Origin of the sequence: Vibrio sp. S/42/10, from assembly GCF_029890535.1 — a bacterium.
GTDB lineage: Bacteria > Pseudomonadota > Gammaproteobacteria > Enterobacterales > Vibrionaceae > Vibrio > Vibrio cyclitrophicus.
This window is the reverse complement of the sequence record NZ_JAKMZC010000020.1, coordinates 1-17,737: the sequence shown is the minus strand read 5'-3', so window position 1 is coordinate 17,737 and position 17,737 is coordinate 1. Positions and strand designations below refer to the sequence as shown.

General features: G+C 45.5%; 15 protein-coding genes. 7 read left to right on the top strand and 8 right to left on the bottom strand.

The window, feature by feature from the left end:
* Positions 1-59: 59 nt before the first annotated feature.
* The 4 genes from L8S15_RS18550 to glyQ form a co-directional block, all read right to left on the bottom strand.
* Positions 60-1,310: a valine--pyruvate transaminase gene (locus tag L8S15_RS18550; RefSeq protein ID WP_010433155.1), complete on the bottom strand. Its 1,251-nt coding sequence runs from the start codon at positions 1,308-1,310 to the stop codon at positions 60-62.
* A 256-nt stretch (positions 1,311-1,566) separates the two neighbouring features.
* A complete protein-coding gene (locus tag L8S15_RS18545; protein ID WP_010433154.1) occupies positions 1,567-3,654 on the bottom strand; it encodes an alpha-amylase in 2,088 nt (695 codons plus the stop codon).
* Between the two features lie 202 nt (positions 3,655-3,856).
* The gene (glyS, locus tag L8S15_RS18540) at positions 3,857-5,923 is read right to left on the bottom strand and encodes a glycine--tRNA ligase subunit beta (protein ID WP_280574611.1); all 2,067 of its coding nucleotides are present in this window, start codon (positions 5,921-5,923) and stop codon (positions 3,857-3,859) included.
* A gap of 2 nt (positions 5,924-5,925) precedes the next feature.
* Positions 5,926-6,855, bottom strand: a complete 930-nt coding sequence (gene glyQ, locus L8S15_RS18535) for a glycine--tRNA ligase subunit alpha (protein WP_004736678.1) — start codon at positions 6,853-6,855, stop codon at positions 5,926-5,928.
* Positions 6,856-7,275: 420 nt separating this feature from the next.
* Here glyQ and L8S15_RS18530 point away from each other — a divergent pair, with 420 nt between their 5' ends.
* Both L8S15_RS18530 and L8S15_RS18525 read left to right on the top strand, forming a co-directional pair.
* Positions 7,276-7,830, top strand: coding sequence for a TMEM165/GDT1 family protein (locus L8S15_RS18530; protein WP_010433152.1), 555 nt, complete (start codon positions 7,276-7,278; stop codon positions 7,828-7,830).
* Between the two features lie 151 nt (positions 7,831-7,981).
* Entirely contained in the window at positions 7,982-8,236 is a 255-nt protein-coding gene (locus L8S15_RS18525; RefSeq protein ID WP_016767550.1) for a hypothetical protein, read from the top strand.
* 83 nt (positions 8,237-8,319) lie between these two features.
* Here L8S15_RS18525 and tusA read toward each other — a convergent pair whose 3' ends face one another.
* Entirely contained in the window at positions 8,320-8,571 is a 252-nt protein-coding gene (gene tusA / locus L8S15_RS18520) for a sulfurtransferase TusA (protein WP_004736675.1), read from the bottom strand.
* A gap of 149 nt (positions 8,572-8,720) precedes the next feature.
* On the opposite strand from tusA, the gene L8S15_RS18515 reads away from it, so the two are divergent.
* Together L8S15_RS18515 and L8S15_RS18510 are read left to right on the top strand one after the other, a co-directional pair.
* Positions 8,721-8,906 (top strand): hypothetical protein, encoded by a 186-nt coding sequence (locus L8S15_RS18515; RefSeq protein ID WP_010433144.1) that lies wholly within the window; start codon positions 8,721-8,723, stop codon positions 8,904-8,906.
* Between the two features lie 155 nt (positions 8,907-9,061).
* Positions 9,062-10,003, top strand: a complete 942-nt coding sequence (locus L8S15_RS18510; RefSeq protein WP_010433141.1) for a LysR family transcriptional regulator — start codon at positions 9,062-9,064, stop codon at positions 10,001-10,003.
* 120 nt (positions 10,004-10,123) lie between these two features.
* Here L8S15_RS18510 and L8S15_RS18505 read toward each other — a convergent pair whose 3' ends face one another.
* The 3 genes from L8S15_RS18505 to fadB all read right to left on the bottom strand — a co-directional run bounded on the left by L8S15_RS18505 (position 10,124) and on the right by fadB (position 14,708).
* Positions 10,124-11,104: an MDR family oxidoreductase gene (locus L8S15_RS18505; RefSeq protein ID WP_010433138.1), complete on the bottom strand. Its 981-nt coding sequence runs from the start codon at positions 11,102-11,104 to the stop codon at positions 10,124-10,126.
* Positions 11,105-11,346: 242 nt separating this feature from the next.
* Positions 11,347-12,510, bottom strand: a complete 1,164-nt coding sequence (gene fadA / locus L8S15_RS18500) for an acetyl-CoA C-acyltransferase FadA (protein WP_009848166.1) — start codon at positions 12,508-12,510, stop codon at positions 11,347-11,349.
* 26 nt (positions 12,511-12,536) lie between these two features.
* On the bottom strand, positions 12,537-14,708 hold the full coding sequence (fadB, locus tag L8S15_RS18495; RefSeq protein ID WP_016767551.1) for a fatty acid oxidation complex subunit alpha FadB: 2,172 nt from the start codon (positions 14,706-14,708) through the stop codon (positions 12,537-12,539).
* A gap of 227 nt (positions 14,709-14,935) precedes the next feature.
* On the opposite strand from fadB, the gene L8S15_RS18490 reads away from it, so the two are divergent.
* Genes L8S15_RS18490 through hemG form a run of 3 tightly spaced genes read left to right on the top strand, consistent with a single transcriptional unit; the run spans position 14,936 to position 17,589 of the window.
* A complete protein-coding gene (locus L8S15_RS18490; protein ID WP_016767552.1) occupies positions 14,936-15,559 on the top strand; it encodes a YigZ family protein in 624 nt (207 codons plus the stop codon).
* A gap of 34 nt (positions 15,560-15,593) precedes the next feature.
* Positions 15,594-17,051 (top strand): TrkH family potassium uptake protein, encoded by a 1,458-nt coding sequence (locus L8S15_RS18485; RefSeq protein ID WP_016767553.1) that lies wholly within the window; start codon positions 15,594-15,596, stop codon positions 17,049-17,051.
* A 10-nt stretch (positions 17,052-17,061) separates the two neighbouring features.
* Complete coding sequence (gene hemG / locus L8S15_RS18480; protein ID WP_016767554.1) at positions 17,062-17,589, top strand: menaquinone-dependent protoporphyrinogen IX dehydrogenase; 528 nt, start codon at positions 17,062-17,064, stop codon at positions 17,587-17,589.
* Positions 17,590-17,737 lie beyond the last annotated feature (148 nt).

Here is a 17,737-nt window from a genome sequence, read left to right as displayed (position 1 = left end):
AGAGCACCTTATGAGGTGCTCTTTTTTGTATTTGGCCTACAGTAACCTAAAAGCTTTGATTACTGTTCTGAGTAAGCCTTTTTCACTTCCTCTGCAATGATTGAAATGCCTTTCTGCATTGCTTCATCATCTTGCACGTAGTTCATACGTAAGCACTGGTGGGCATGATCCCACTCATCTTCTTGGCCGATAAAGAAGTATTCACCAGGAACAATCAATACGCCACGAGCTTTGAGGCGGTCGTACAGCTCCATGGTGGTAATTGGCAACTCATCAAACCATAGCCATAAGAAAATCGCGCCTTCAGGCTTGTGGATACGGAAGCGAGGGTCGTCGATCGCTTCTTGTAAGAGCTCAACTGCACGTAGAGACTTATCTTTATAGAAAGGTTTGATTACCTCGCTACTTAAGCGCAGTAAATCGCCTTTTTCAATCATGTGGTTAGCAATCGCAGGGCCAACACTATTAGGTGCTAGGCTGATAATGCCATTCATGTTGGTCAGAGCTTGTGTTACTTCTTCGCTCGCAATCACGATACCGCAACGCACACCAGGCAAACCAAGCTTAGATAAGCTCATGCACAGAATGGTGTTTTCATTCCAGAACGGTTCGACATCTTCAAAGATGATGTTTGGAAACGGCAAGCCATAGGCATTATCGATCAGCAGCGGGATGTTGTTTTCACGCGCTAGCTTATCCAGTTTACGGACTTCTTCGTCGGTCAGCACGTTACCAGTTGGGTTGGTTGGGCGAGAAGCACAGATAGCGGCAACCGAGTCATCAACCTTGAGCTTCTCAAAATCAACGTGGTATTTGAACTGTCTGTTTTCAAGCAACTCTATTTCTGGGTGATATGAGATAAATATATCGTCATCAATGCCAGCATCGCCGTAACCGATGTACTCAGGCGCGATTGGCAGCAAGATTTTCTTGTGTGAGCCATCTGGCTGCTGACCTGCTAACAAGTTGAATAAGTAGAAGAAGCCACTTTGGCTACCATTAGTTAGGCTAATGTTCTTCTCACTGATGTCCCAGCCGTAAGTATCTTTTAGCATTGTAGCTAACGATTTGATGAAGCTGTCTTTGCCTTGCGGACCATCGTAGTTGGCGAGGGCGGCGATGAGTTCTCCACTGGCGAGCATGTCGGCACTGGCTTGGTTAAAGTAATCGAGCATGGCTGGGATAGCGGCTGGGTTGCCACCACCGAGCATGATTGCTCCAGGAGTGCGCAGGCCATCATTCAAATCATCCATTAAACGAGTGATTCCAGAGTATCGATTAAATTTTTCACCAAACTTAGAGAACTGCATTACTTATTTTACCTAATTCATTGTGATTGCTTGTTATGTGTCATTAAGGCAGACCTTATGTCTACCAACAGTGTATTCCTTGAACATACCGCAATGTTTTTGCGACGCATAGCGCCAAATGCTCTAACACGAAAAAAACTTCTATAAAGTTTAACTAATGAGTGTCTGCTTTCTTATTGAACGAGTGTTTCGTGATCAAAAAAAGGAGAAGCCTAAGCTTCTCCTTTTAATTCCTGTGGGTTATTTCAATCAGCGCTTACTTTGAGCCAGTATAAACGACTAATACCTTGTCATCTTGGTATTGGCGTTCGAACGCATAGTAGCCCTTGCTGTTACGGATGATGTGCTTACCTTGGGCTACCGCTGGGTGGCGTTGGCGGAATTGGCCAAGCGCTTGCCAGTGTTCTAGCAACTCTGCACGTTCGCCGGTGATTTGATCCCAAGGCATGTCAGAGCGAGTACCTTGCATTGGGTCTGAGCCTGTTGGGCCGAAATCACGAGCGATTTCATCTCCGTAATAGATCTGCACCGCACCGGGAGCCAGCATCAACGCGTTTGCAGCTTTGGTCTGTTTCGCAAAGTCGCTGCCATGTTGTGTCCAGAATAGAGAGGTGTCGTGAGACGATAGGTAACTCAGTACGTTGAATTCGCTGTCGTTGTTGATCTTCTCTGCGTAACGAAGGTAATCAGCATCAAGATCGGATAGGCACTTGAGCGCCTTTGGTGCGATATCACTCTGGAATTCAAAGTTGATGATCGAATCAAAGCCGTTAGCAAAATAGTCTGATTTGACTACGCTGTGTGCCCATACTTCGCCTGTCATCCAAAAAGGTAGGTCATCCAGGGCTTTGTCTGGGTTGTTTTGCTTCCATTCTGCAAGCGCTTGGTTAGTGCTCTCTTTAAGCTCTGCCCACGCGTCTAACTCAACGTGCTTGGCGGTATCGACTCTAAAACCATCAACGCCATATTCACGTACCCAGTCAGACAACCAAGTGATTAGATGTTCACGAGGGGTTTGGAGTTCATCCGTGGCGCTGGTGGACTTGTTGCGATAGAAGTTAGGTAGCCCAGTGGTCTCTGTCGATTCTGTTTTGAAATCGGGTAAATGCGCCAAAGACATGGTGAGGTTATTGTAACCTGGAGAGTCATAGGCTCCGATATCACTGCGCAGCCAAGCTTTGCCCCACCACTTTTCCCATGCTTCTTTATCGCTGTATGAGATGTAGTTGTTGAAGTAGTGCCAGTTCTGACCTTTAGCGGGTTGCCAATCTGTCCAGTTTTCACCAAGCGTTTGTTTAGCTTGTTCATCGGTCAGGTTGAGTTTACCAAAATCAAACTCTTGCATGTCGGCAAGCGTGGCGTAGCCAGTGTGGTTCATCACCACGTCCCAAACAACACGAATGCCTTTGCTGTGCGCGGTATCGATGAAGGTTTTCAGCTCGTCTTCGGTACCCATGTTGTCATCAAGCTTGGTCCAGTCTTGATGGTAATAGCCGTGATAGCCATAGTGTTTGAAGTCACCGCGATCACCACCGCCAACCCAGCCGTGGATTTGCTCTAGTGGAGAGGTAATCCAGATAGCATTGGCCCCGAGCGATTCAATGTAGTCGAGCTTTTCGGTTAAGCCTGCTAGGTCACCACCGTGGAAGGTGCCGATTTCATCTTGTCCGTCTTGGCTGCGACCATAGCTGTTGTCGTTGTCAGGGTTGCCATTGTGGAAACGGTCAGTCATTACGAAGTAAACCGTGGCGTTATCCCAACTAAAATCGGCTTTGGTTTCTGGTTCTACTTTCTCTAGTAGCAGAATACCTTGGCTGTTTTCTGCAGGCTGCATGGTGACGCTGCCATTAGTTACTGTGATTTGTTTGCCTGAAAGGGCGTCTCTTACCAAGGTACCATCATCAAAGGTTTGAGCAACGTTGATGGTGGTTGGCTGGTCACTAGGTATTGGGCAGGCAAAGCTTTGAACTTGTTGCTGCTTTGGCTTTATCTGAACCGTGAGTTCATTGGTCTGTGGGTTGAGCGTAAATTGATAGGTGTTAGCGCGAAAGACTTTAATAGCGATTTCGGACTTTTCGGCGCAGTCGTCTAGGCGAAGGGGTTTATTGAATTTGATGCGACTCTCTTCAGCCAGAGCAAAGTTAGTACCACAGGTACTTTGAGCGTCGCTGATAGAGAAGGTATAACTACCTTTAGCGAGTTCCTGTTCTGCAATCACGGTGCCTTTACCGGATGATTCGAATACGACAGTGTCGTTATCAATTGTCAGCAGTAGATTGTTGTCATTGGTTTGGCTGCATGCGCTGAGTGCGAGTATTGAAAGCGCGAGTACTGTCTTTTTCATTGTTCCCTTCCCCTGAATAAACAGGTTATTTATAGCAAACAATACCCTCTACAGTCTGAGTGCTGTTTCATTCAGTTAATCAATAACACCTCTACAAACAAATGCTTGGTTCACAAAAACAAAAAGGGAAGCTTTCGCTTCCCTTTGGGTATTTACTGTTAGTTACTCAGAGTATGACTAAGAGCAACTGTCTCACTCGTGCTTATTTTTGCAGTAGAGAGATGTCAGCAATCTGTAGGAACAGGTTACGTAGGTTGTTCAGTAGTGTTAGACGGTTCTTCTTAAGCGCTTCATCATCAGCCATAACCATTACGTTATCGAAGAATGCATCAACGGGTTCACGTAAGTCAGCAAGTTTGCTTAGGGCTTCTTGGTAGTCGCCTGTCGCGAATGCTGGTTCTAGTGCTTCTGTCATTACTTCAACGTTTTCAGCCAGTGCTTTCTCTGCGTCTTCTTGAAGAAGTGCTAGATCGATTTCTGCTGGTAGCTCGCCATCGAATTTCGCAAGGATATTACCTACACGCTTGTTCGCTGCTGCTAGTGCTTCTGCTGCTTCCAGTTCACGGAAGTGAGAAACCGCTTTAACACGTTGGTCAAAATCAGCAGGTTTAGTTGGACGACGTGCTAGTACCGCTTGGATGATATCAACGCTGAAACCAGCATCTTGGTACCATGCGCGGAAACGACCTAGCATGAAGTCGATAACGTCAGCTTCAACGTTGTCGTTAGTTAGCTTGTCGCCTAGTAGCTCTTTCGCTTTACCGATTAGATCGGTTAGGTCTAGGTTGTAGCCGTTTTCAACGATGATACGTAGCACACCTAGTGATGCACGACGTAGAGCGAATGGGTCAGAACCTTTTGGTGCTTGGCCAATACCGAAGATACCTACGATAGTGTCTAGCTTGTCTGCCATTGCGACTGCAGAAGAAATACCAGTGCTTGGTAGTGTGTCACCCGCGAAACGAGGCATGTACTGCTCGTAAAGTGCCAGTGCTACTTGCTCGTCTTCACCATCGTGAGTCGCGTAGTGCATCCCCATCACACCTTGAGTATCCGTAAATTCGAATACCATTGATGTCATTAGGTCACACTTAGCCAGTAGGCCAGCACGCTTAGACTTTTCAACGTCAGCATCGATTTGCTCAGCAATGTAGCCAGCAAGTTCTGTGATGCGGTCGGTTTTGTCTTTGATAGTGCCCAGTTGCTTCTGGAAGATAGCTTGCTCTAGTTCAGCAAGACGGTCGATAAGCGGACGCTTACGGTCTGTGTTGAAGAAGAACTCAGCATCAGCTAGACGTGGACGTACAACCTTCTCGTTACCTTCGATTACGTGACGAGGCTCTTTAGACTCGATGTTCGAAACGAAGATGAAGTTTGGCAGAAGGTTCTTATCAGCGTCATACACTGGGAAGTACTTCTGGTCGCCTTTCATGGTGTAAACCAAAGCTTCAGAAGGGACTTTTAGGAATTCTTCTTCAAACTTCGCTGTAAGTACTACTGGCCATTCAACCAGAGACGTTACTTCTTCAACAAGGTCATCTTCTAGGTCAGCTTTACCGCCAACCGCTGCTGCCGCTTTTTGCGAATCAGCAAGGATGATCGCTTTACGTGCTTCGTAATCTGCCATTACTTTACCGCGCTCTTCTAGGATCGCAGGGTATTGGTCAGCAGAATCGATTGTAAACTCTTGTTCGCCCATGAAACGGTGGCCACGGATAGTACGAGCAGATGCTACACCTAGGATTTCGCCTTCAACAAGCTCATCACCTAGTAGTACTGTCAGTGTTTTTACTGGACGGATAAATTGAATGTCTGAGTTACCCCAGCGCATCGCTTTAGGGATTGGTAGGCCAGCCAGTGCTTTCGCAGCGATATCCATCACCAATTCTTGAACAGGTTTGCCAGCTACTTCTTGTTTGAAAAGAAGCCACTCGCCTTTGTCTGTTTTCAGACGGTCAGCTTGCTCAACAGTGATACCGTTACCACGAGCCCAACCTTGTGCTGCTTTAGTCGCGTTGCCTTCAGCATCGAATGCTACAGAAACAGCAGGACCACGCTTTTCAACGACTTTGTCAGCTTGGCCTTCAGCCAGTGCGGTTACTTTAAGAGCTAGACGACGAGGTGCTGCGTACCACTTGATGCCTTCGTGAGAAAGCTCAGCCGTTTTAAGACCCGCTTCAAAGTTAGAAGCAAAGGCTTCTGCTAGAGAACGAAGTGCCGTTGGTGGAAGCTCTTCCGTACCCAGTTCAATTAGAAAATTCTTCGCCATGATTATTTACCTTCCTTTTCTTCTACAGATCGGCACATTGGGAAGCCAAGTGCTTCACGTGACGCGTAGTACGCTTCTGCAACAGCTTTAGTCAGGTTGCGGATACGAAGGATGTAACGTTGACGCTCTGTTACAGAGATAGCTTTGCGCGCATCAAGGATGTTGAATGCGTGACCTGCTTTTAGAATGCGCTCGTAAGCTGGAAGCGGCAGTGGCTTCTCAAGCTCAAGTAGCTCTTTACACTCTTTTTCGCACTGGTCGAAGAAAGTGAATAGGAAATCTACGTCTGCGTGCTCGAAGTTGTATGTTGATTGCTCAACTTCGTTTTGGTGGAAGATGTCACCGTAAGTCACATTAGAACCGTCTGGTGCTACGTTCCATACAAGGTCGTAAACAGAATCTACTTCCTGGATGTACATTGCTAGACGCTCGATACCGTAAGTGATCTCGCCAGTTACAGGCTTACACTCAAGGCCGCCAACCTGTTGGAAGTAAGTAAACTGAGTTACTTCCATGCCGTTTAGCCATACTTCCCAACCAAGGCCCCATGCGCCTAGTGTTGGGTTTTCCCAGTTATCTTCAACGAAGCGAATGTCGTGAACAAGTGGGTCGACACCAAGAACTTCAAGCGAGCCTAAGTACAACTCCTGGATGTTATCTGGAGAAGGTTTTAGAGCTACTTGGAATTGATAGTAGTGCTGCAGGCGGTTCGGGTTTTCACCGTAACGACCATCGGTCGGACGACGAGAAGGTTGAACGTACGCCGTAGACATTGGCTCTGGGCCAAGTGCACGTAGACATGTCATTGGGTGAGAGGTGCCAGCACCTACTTCCATATCTAGTGGTTGAACAATGGTACAACCGTTTTGTGCCCAGTAATCCTGCAGCGCGAGGATCATTCCCTGGAAGGTTTTGATATCGTATTTTTGCATAGTCAGGTTCGCGCGATTCTTTTAAATGAATGATAAAAATAACCTCTGAGTATACCGAGATATTGGTAAAGCGAGTAGGGGTAATCTTGTTTAATTAGTGGTCTAAAATGTCGTTTAGTGGATTTTTTTGCCTTTAATGTTTGTTTTTCGGCACAAGTGGATATTTTGATAAGTTTGACACTTGTGTTTGAAAGCGTGGGTGATTAAAATCTCGCGGTCTTTGGGGAGTAGCTTACTTATTCATATCCTATTGAATGAGTTCGTCCGTCAACATAATTGATGCAAAATCATCATGGCGTTCGAGGCAACCACCACCTTGGTGGCGCTTAGCAAGACCTTAGACAAGCATCGTGAACCGGGATGGGGCGCGAGGTTTGTCTTTGGTTAAATATAATAATCTCCATCCCAAATGAGCATGTCGTGAGCGTTTTAGCAATTTCAATTACAACTGTCGCCTTAGCCGAGATCGGTGATAAGACCCAGTTGCTATCCCTTTTATTAGCCAGTCGATATCGAAAACCGATACCTATCATTGCGGCTATCTTCTTTGCCACCATTGCCAATCATGCCCTTGCTGCATGGCTCGGGGTTGTAGTCGCCGATTATCTTTCACCTGAAGTTTTAAAGTGGGTGCTGGTGGTCAGTTTCATCGCTATGGCGGGCTGGATTCTGATTCCCGATAAGTTGGATGACGATGAGCAGATCTCAAACCGAGGCCCGTTTGTCGCCAGTTTCATCGCGTTCTTCATTGCTGAGATTGGTGATAAAACCCAGATAGCGACCTCCATTCTAGGGGCTCAATACTCTGATGCATTAATGTGGGTGATTCTAGGTACTACGATCGGTATGTTATTGGCGAATGTGCCAGTGGTTATCATCGGTAAGTTGTCGGCAGATAAGATGCCGCTTGACCTGATTCGTAAGATCACGGCCTTATTATTCGTGGGTTTAGCTATCGCTGCGGCTTTCTATTAACAGGTAGTATTGAGTCTTATTATACTCAATCAGTAGAGTAATGTGTTGTAGGTCATACTCTTACAGTATTGTGGGGTTTATCGAGCGAATGGACATATAACTGTCATACTTGTCATGATATTTTAATATTGTGAGTTAAGAACACGAGGGCATGATTATGTTGACGCGTTATATGGGTATTACTCCACAAAGCCAAAGTTATCTATTTACTTTTGGTCTTGCACTTACATTATTAGGCATGGTGTTGACGGACATGTGGCTACCAATGGTCGCGGGTGCCATCATCATGACTGCGCTTGCGGTAGAGGCTTGGATTCGGGTCGCGCATATTATTCCGATGCGCAAAGATATCCGAGAAATTCAGCATCAGCTCGAGCATCTGCAAAACAAGTCTAGAAACGAATAAACAAAAAGCCGCTCGTACTCTGAGTTCTGTTTAAGAACATAAGGTACGAGCGGCTTTTTTGATACTTGATACTCGGTGGGGCGTTACGCCTCCAATCCCTTTCTGATCAAATACTGGTAAGGCAAAGTTTCTGTCGCTTGGCCTACCAACTGATGATCCATGAATCGACAAAAGCTCGGAATATCTCGAGTTGTCGAAGGATCGTCAGCTTTTACCAGTAATACATCGCCATCCTGCATGTTTCTAATTGTCTTCCTGACCATCATTACTGGCTCCGGGCAACGCAGGCCTTCAGCTTCTAAAGTATGGGTTGCCAGTTCAGGTTTGAATGTCATGGTTTGTATCTCTATATCTATCTAACGAGTGAATAATACGTCTGCAGAAAAAATATGCAATAAGTGCTTGGCAAACGGAATTATTTCCTATAACTTAATTAACAAGTTGATAACAACTTGAAACAAAGGCAACTAGCTAAGGAGTGGCGATGTTGACAGGATTAGATAGATTAACAATTTATTCGGTTCTCTGTTTTATTTCTTTTTGTGCGTTAGTACTACGCTCACCGACAGAGACTTCACTGATGCCTATCTTTGGCATAGTAGCAACGATTATTGGTATTTGGGTCGAGATGCGCCGTTGGCAAAGCATAGCCGAAGAGCAAGAGCACTAACCTTAATACAACAAGTAAATTCCGATACGACAACATTCCGACACTATCCCCAATTTTCTTGGGCTTCCCCGCGTAATTGCGGGATTTTTTTTATCTAAAGCATGCTATAAACAACGTAGTGATCAATGGTGATAGTATACAGCTAGGTAAGTGGCGTGGAATTAGAAGACATCTATCGTAGAGACCTGAACTTATTGGTCGCCTTAAAGGTATTGATTGAAGAAGGCAGTGTTAGCCAGGCTGCGCTTCGTCTCAATTTAAGTCAATCTGCAACCAGTCGTGTATTAGGGCGTCTTAGAGAGCTACTTAATGATCCTCTATTTACGCGCCAAGGTCAGCATCTTATTCCTACCAAGAAAGCACTTGAGATCAGCCAGCGTATTGATCAACCGTTAGAATCTTTCCGTCAACTGCTTAGCCCGAGTGATTTTGACCCTTACTATTGTAGTGAGCGTTTTTTAATTGCGACCACTGACTACGCGATGCAAACCATCTTGCCTTATGCATTGCCTAAGATTTATGAACAAGCGCCGAATATCTCGTTGGAATTTGCGCCGTTGCAGCATGAGCATTTGTTTAAGCAACTCAGTACTGAGCGCGTTGATATGGCGATTTGTCGTCCGAGTGGCAGCATCGCACCACTTCATAAAGACGTATTAGGGCCGGTTGGTGTGTCTTGCTTGTTATCCCAAAATCACCCATTGGCCGATCAACCATTAAGCCTTGAAGATTATGTCTCACTTCCGCACGCGATGATCGCGATCAGTGATGGCGTTAAAGCTTTACTCGATAACGCTTTAGCTAATCAAAACCCACGTAAAATGGTGTTGCGTGCTTATCACCTTGAGGCTGCATTGGCGATTGTCGATAGAATGCCGTTGGTGATCACTGTGCCTGCTGATTTAGCTTACTTGGTGGCTGAGCGTTATGACTTAGTCGTTAAACCGCTGCCATTCGAGTTTATGCCGTTTGATTACTCATTGATCTGGCACTCGCGTTGCGATTCTTCCGCCTCGCAACAATGGTTAAGAAGAGTGGTTAAAGAGGAGTGTGGCGAATTGATTCAAAAGCGTATTGCGGATGTAGGTTTGGGTTAACTAGGACTGAGTCTGGATTCACTTGACCTGAATGACAAAAACGCAAAAGGGCTGATACAAATCAGCCCTTTGTTGTTTTGGGTTATCCAAGCCTAAAGCTGTTGCTTAAGGTTTGAGAATCTATAGCTTAATGACTACGCGACCAGTGATTTGACCGTTAGTGATGTCTTCTGCAGCTTGAATTGCGCCATCTAAAGACACTTCTTTAGTTGCTTGCGCGTAGAAAGACTCAGGTAGCAATTCCGCTAGTTGTTCCCACGCTTTAATACGTTTTTCACGAGGGCACATTACCGAGTCCACACCCTGTAGGCGAACGTTACGCAGAATGAATGGCATTACCGTGGTTGGTAAGTCAAAACCGCCTGCTAGACCACACATTGCAACCGCACCGTTGTAATCAATTTGCGCCAATACTTTTGCAAGTACTTTGCTACCTACCGTATCGATAGCACCAGCCCACAGTTGTTTCTCAAGTGGCTTCGCCGGTTCTTCTAGTTCAGCACGCTCTACAATGCGTGTTGCGCCTAGTGATTTTAATAGTTCGCCATTTGCAGAAGCACGACCAGTTACAGCTGCGACTTTGTAGCCCAGTTGGTTTAGTAGAGTGATAGACACACTGCCTACGCCGCCACTTGCACCTGTTACTAGGATTTCACCGTCTTCTGGTTTGATGCCTGCATCTACGATAGCTTGCACACAAAGCATTGCTGTAAAGCCTGCTGTACCAATAGCCATTACTTTTTTAGCGTCTAGACCTGATGGCATTGGCACTAACCAATCACCGTTTAGGCTTGCTTTCTCCGCCATGCCGCCCCAGTGGCCTTCACCAACACCCCAACCCGTTAGAACAACTTCGTCGCCCGCTTTGTAGCGTGGGTCATCAGATTGTGAAACCACACCAGAAAGGTCGATACCAGGAACCATAGGGAAGTTACGAACGATGCGTCCTTTACCTGTAATCGCCAAACCATCTTTGTAGTTCAAAGAAGAGTAGCTAACATCAATCTTCACGTTACCTTCTGGTAATTGAGACTCTTCAATTTGAGAAACTGACGCGATAGTTTTTTTGTCTTCTTGGTTTAGTACAAGTGCTTTAAACATGATCTGCTCCGTGGAGGAATATTAGGAAACTGAAGTAACTTTAGTTGAATCATTCAAGAAAAAATAATGAAACATCAACATTGAATATATGCGTTTTGTGCATAGACGTCAGTGTTGGTTTTTCTCTCTTAGAGTTTGCTGAACGAAATCGATGCATTGTTGGATGCCAAGTAATAAAAAGTGCAGCTATATAAATATAGCTGCACAAAAAATTACCCTTCAAGTATTACAGTCAGTAAACGCTATGGACGTTCAAATACCGTTGCAATACCTTGGCCTAAACCAATACACATGGTCGCTAAGCCGTATTTCACATCTTGTGCTTCCATCAGGTTGATTAGCGTCGTCGAGATACGAGAACCAGAACAGCCTAGCGGGTGACCAAGAGCAATCGCACCGCCGTTAAGGTTTACTTTCTCATCAACCACATCCAATAGACCTAGATCTTTCGCACAAGGTAGAGATTGAGCGGCAAACGCTTCGTTTAGCTCAATCACACCCATATCTTCAATGGTTAGGCCTGCACGTTTCAGCGCTTTTTGCGTAGCAGGTACTGGGCCGTAACCCATGATTGAAGGATCGCAACCTGCGATAGCCATAGACTTCACGCGAGCGCGAATCTTAAGGCCAAGTGCGTTGGCTTTCTCTTCGCTCATGATAAGCATTGCAGAGGCACCATCAGATAGTGCTGATGAAGTACCTGCTGTTACCGTACCGTTTGCTGGGTCAAATACTGGGCGAAGCTGAGACAAGCCCTCAACCGTAGTTTCTGGACGAATGACTTCATCGTAATCCAGAGTGAACAATGAACCGTCTGCTGCGTGAGCTTCTGTTGGTAGGATTTCGTTCTTGAAACGACCTTCAACCGTAGCTGCTTGAGCTCGAGCATGTGAGCGTGCTGCGAATGCGTCTTGGTCTTCACGGCTAATACCGTGCATTTTACCTAGCATCTCAGCCGTTAGGCCCATCATACCGGCAGCTTTCGCTACGTGTTTAGACATGCCTGGGTGAAAATCAACACCATGGTTCATTGGTACATGACCCATGTGTTCGACACCACCTATCAGGCAGATTTCAGCATCACCAACCATGATAGAGCGGGTTGCATCATGCAGAGCTTGCATAGATGAGCCACATAAACGGTTGACCGTTACCGCACCAATCTCAATCGGTAGACCAGCAAGCAAAGCAGCGTTACGTGCGACATTGAAGCCTTGCTCTAGCGTTTGTTGTACACAACCCCAGTAAATGTCTTCAATTTCGACAGGGTTTACTTCTGGGTTACGCTCTAAAATGCCTTTCATTAAATGTGCCGACAGATCTTCAGCACGAGTGTGACGGAAAGCTCCACCTTTGGAACGTCCCATTGGGGTGCGAAGGCAATCAACAACAACTACATTATTCATTTTGCTATTCCTTTTCCAAATGTGGGTTACAGAGAACTGGCTTGTTGGCCGTCGTAAAAGCTTTCGCCCTTCGCTGCCATATCAAGCAATAGTTGAGGAACTTGGTACATTGCACCTAAGTCTTGGTAGCTCTTCGCCATTTCAACGAAGTTACCAATACCCACACTGTCTAAGTAGCGGAATACGCCGCCTCTGAATGGAGGGAAACCTAAACCGTAAACCAGTGCCATATCCGCTTCTTGCGGTGTCGCGATGATGCCTTCTTCTAAACAAAGCACCACTTCGTTGATCATTGGAATCATCACGCGCTGGATAATTGTCTGGTCATCAAAGTCTTGTGGCTGTTGGCATACGTCAGCCAAGATAGGAAGAATGTCTTCAGAGAAGGTCTTTTTAGGGCGACCGCGTTTGTCCACGCTGTATGTATAGAAACCGCTGCCGTTCTTCTGACCATATTTTTCAGCGACGTAAAGTGCGTCAATCGCATCACGACCTTCTTTGCCCATACGTTCAGGGAAGCCTTGTGCCATTACTGCTTGTGCATGGTGTGCTGTGTCTAAACCTACAACGTCTAGCAAGTAAGCTGGGCCCATTGGCCAACCGAATTTGCGCTCCATGACTTTATCGATCTTTGTGAAATCAGCACCGTCGCGTAGCAACATGCTGAAACCGCCGAAGTAAGGGAAAAGTACACGGTTAACGAAGAAGCCTGGACAGTCGTTAACAACGATAGGGGATTTACCCATCTTCGCTGCGTAAGCGACTACGCGATTAATGGTTTCTTCTGAAGTGTGCTCACCTCGGATGATCTCAACCAAAGGCATGCGATGTACTGGATTAAAGAAATGCATGCCACAGAAATTTTCTGGGCGTTTCAAAGATTTCGCTAACAGGTTGATTGGAATCGTTGAGGTGTTTGATGTAAGAACTGTGTCTTCACCAACCAAACCTTCCACTTCGCTCAAAACTGCTGCTTTTACTTTAGGGTTTTCTACAACCGCTTCCACAATCACATCTGACTGCTCAACCCCAGCGTAATGTAGGCTTGGGGTAATAGAAGACAGAATGCCTGCCATTTTGAATCCATCTAGGCGACCGCGTGATAAGCGCTTATTCAACAACTTAGAAGCTTCGCTCATACCAAGATCTAGAGACGCCTGTGCGATGTCTTTCATCATCACTGGCACGCCTTTCAATGCTGACTGGTAAGCAATACCGCCACCCATGATGCCAGCACCAAGTACTGCTGCACGTTCAGTAGCTTTGTTGGCAGACTTACCCGCTTGTTTCGCTAGGCCTTTGATGTATTGGTCATTAAGGAATAAGCCGACCAATGCTTTCGCTTCCTCAGATTTTGCTAGCTTAACGAAGTGTTTACGCTCGATATCCAATGCAGCATCACGATCACTACGTGCTGCTTCTTCGATAGCGATAACAGAAGTGATTGGGGCTGGGTAATGAGGTCCTGCTTTTTGAGCTACTAAGCCCTTAGCCATAGTAAAGCTCATCATCGCTTCTAGTTTGCTTAGCGAAAGCGCTGATGTTTTTTGTTTACGGCGTAGCTGCCAATCAAGTTTCTCATTGGCTGCCAAAGAAACCGTGTTAATCGCTGATTCTAGTAGTTGGTCGGTTTCAACAATCGCATCTAACAAGCCAACTTTAAGTGCTTCATCTGCACGACATGCTTTGCCTTGCGTGATAATTTCCATTGCGCTGTCAGCACCTATAACACGTGGCAGGCGTACACAACCACCAAAGCCAGGCATGATGCCCAGTTTGGTTTCTGGGAGACCTATGCTGGTGGTCTTGTCACCGATACGGAAATCGGTCGCTAAGACACATTCACAGCCGCCACCTAGGGCATGGCCACGCATCATTGAAAGAGTTGGGACAGGAAGGTCTTCGAGCTTGCTGAAGATTGAATTCGCGAATCTTAACCATTCATCAAGTTCTGCTTCTGGCTTAGCAAATAGGCCAAGAAATTCAGTGATGTCTGCGCCTACGATGAACGCGTCTTTGTTTGAAGTTAAGATTAAACCACGTAATCCAGCGTGAGCATTAAGAGCATCTAACGCTTTATCTAGTGATTCTAAAGTAGCAAGGTCGAGTTTGTTTACAGAGGCTGGCGCACAGAAGCTAAGTTCTGCAATACCGTCTTGTAATTCCTTTACCTGTAAGGTGTTAGCTTGGTAAATCATTGTCTATCTCCATGACATACAATCCACGATTGTTTGAGAGAATCTTGTTATCTTTCTATTATTGTAGAATACCTGGTAAGACCAGTTATGTTAGTCTGTACCTCTGCTTGATTAATTTCAATACATTTTTTAAACAATTGTTTAACATTGTGCGATAGCACAGATCCTCTAACCGTTATTATTCACGCGTGATACACTTCGCTGCTCTTATTAATTAAGTTAGCGATATGAATGAACAGCCTTATTTAATACCGTCAGCATCGGCTCTGTTTGAAGAAGAGATAAAGAAGAGCGTTTTCATTACTCAGCTTGCTCATACACCAAGTGTAGAAGCTGCTAAACAGTTCGTAGAACAGGTAAAAAAAGAGCATTCTTCAGCTCGACATAATTGTTGGGGATTTGTTGCAGGGCGACCTGAAGACTCGATGAAGTGGGGCTTTAGTGATGATGGTGAACCTTCTGGTACTGCTGGAAAGCCTATCTTGGCGCAACTGTCTGGTTCGGGTGTTGGCGAGTTAACAGCTGTTGTGACTCGTTATTCTGGCGGAATAAAACTCGGAACGGGTGGTTTGGTTAAGGCATACGGTGGAGGGGTACAACAAGCTCTCAAGCTGCTTCAAACTATCGAGAAAAAAATAACCACAAAATTACGGCTAGAGTTAGACTATGGTTTCGTGCCAATTGCACAATCTATTATGGCTCAGCATCAGGCTGTTGAGGTCCAAGCGGATTATGGTGTTCAAGTTGAGTTTATCATTGAGATAGAGCTCCTGCAGGTAGATTCGTTTACTCAGACCATGATCAATAAAAGCGGTGCCAAGGCACTGGTAACGAAAGTTAAAGACAACTAGGAAGTTTGAAGCATTTAGCTTCGTTCAATAGCTCATGCAATTTCGCTCAATTATTCGAATCGTCGGATTATTATTAGCACTTTTTAGTGTATCAATGCTCGCACCTGCGCTCGTCGCACTTATCTATAGAGATGGTGCGGGTGTACCATTTGTGACGACTTTTTTCGTTCTATTATTCTGTGGGGCAACTTGTTGGTTCCCCAACCGACGTTATAAACATGAGTTGAAAGCGCGAGATGGCTTTCTTATTGTGGTGTTGTTCTGGACGGTAATCGGCAGTGCGGGCGCATTGCCGTTTTTGATCGCCGATAACCCGAACGTTTCGGTAACCGATGCTTTCTTCGAATCGTTTTCTGCATTAACGACGACCGGTGCAACGGTAATTGTTGGCCTCGATGACCTACCTAAGGCAATTCTATTTTATCGCCAGTTTCTACAGTGGTTTGGTGGCATGGGTATCATCGTATTGGCGGTCGCCATCCTTCCCGTTCTCGGTATCGGTGGTATGCAGCTATATCGTGCTGAAATCCCAGGTCCAGTTAAAGACAGTAAGATGACTCCGCGTATTGCTGAAACGGCAAAAGCGCTTTGGTACATCTATTTGAGTCTAACTATTGCTTGTGCGGTAGCGTTTTGGCTTGCAGGTATGAGTTTCTTTGATGCAATCAGCCACAGTTTCTCTACTATTGCGATTGGTGGCTTCTCGACTCACGATGCGAGTATGGGCTATTTCAACAGTCCGGCGGTTAACATGATTACGGTCGTGTTCCTTCTTATATCTGCGTGTAACTATTCGCTTCACTTTGCTGCATTTGCTTCTGGGGGGGTCCATCCTAAATATTACTGGAAAGATCCTGAATTCCGCGCGTTTATCTTTATTCAGGCGGTCTTGTTCTTAGTTTGTTTTTTGTTACTGCTTAATCACCATTCTTATGACTCTTATTACGATGCCTTTGATCAAGCCTTGTTCCAAACGGTATCTATATCTACGACAGCAGGCTTCACCACTACTGGTTTCTCCGAGTGGCCATTGTTCTTGCCCGTTTTGCTTCTATTCTCTTCTTTTATAGGTGGATGTGCAGGCTCAACAGGCGGTGGTATGAAAGTCATTAGAATCTTATTACTTACTCTGCAAGGTGCTCGTGAAATGAAGCGTCTTGTGCACCCGCGAGCTGTCTATACCATCAAGGTCGGAGGTTCTGCGTTACCACAACGTGTCGTTGATGCGGTTTGGGGCTTCTTCTCTGCATACGCATTGGTTTTTGTGGTTTGTATGTTGGCTCTTATTGCTACAGGGATGGATGAGCTAAGCGCTTTCTCTGCTGTAGCGGCAACATTGAATAACCTTGGCCCAGGCTTAGGTGAAGTGGCAATGCACTTCGGCGATGTGAATGACAAGGCTAAATGGGTGTTGATCGTATCCATGCTGTTTGGCCGTTTAGAGATATTCACCTTATTAATTTTATTGACCCCTACGTTTTGGCGTAGCTAAGGACAACATTGTGGCAAAAGCTCTATTTTTGTATTCAAGCCGTGAAGGGCAGACCAAGAAAATATTGAACTATATAAAAGAAGAAATGAATGAATTCGAATGTGAGCTGCAAGATCTGCACACCATTGATAATGTCGACTTTGCTCAATACGACCGAGTTTTGATTGGTGCATCTATTCGCTATGGGCACCTCAATAAGAAGCTATATCAGTTTATTGATGCCAATCTTGCTCAGCTGCAATCAAACAAGGTTGCTTTCTTTTGCGTTAACTTAACAGCTCGTAAAGAAGAGCAAGGCAAAGATACTCCCGAAGGTAGCGCCTATATTAAGAAGTTTCTTCTTAAGTCCCCGTGGCAACCAACTTTGATCGGTGTGTTTGCGGGTGCCCTCTATTACCCTCGTTATAACTGGTTCGATAAAACCATGATTCGCTTCATTATGAATATGACAGGTGGAGAAACGGATACAACCAAAGAAGTCGAGTACACAAATTGGGAAAAAGTCTCTTTATTCTCTAAGAAACTGCAAGAGATGTAAGAGAAAAGCTTACTTTTGAGGCGTTTTGAGTTCTTTTTAATCGAACGAATAAAAAAACGAGAAAAACTTCAAAAAGGGCTTGCCAGTGTGATCGAAATCTCTATAATGCGACCTCGTTGAAACGGGAAGGCTTCTTAGGAAACCAAAG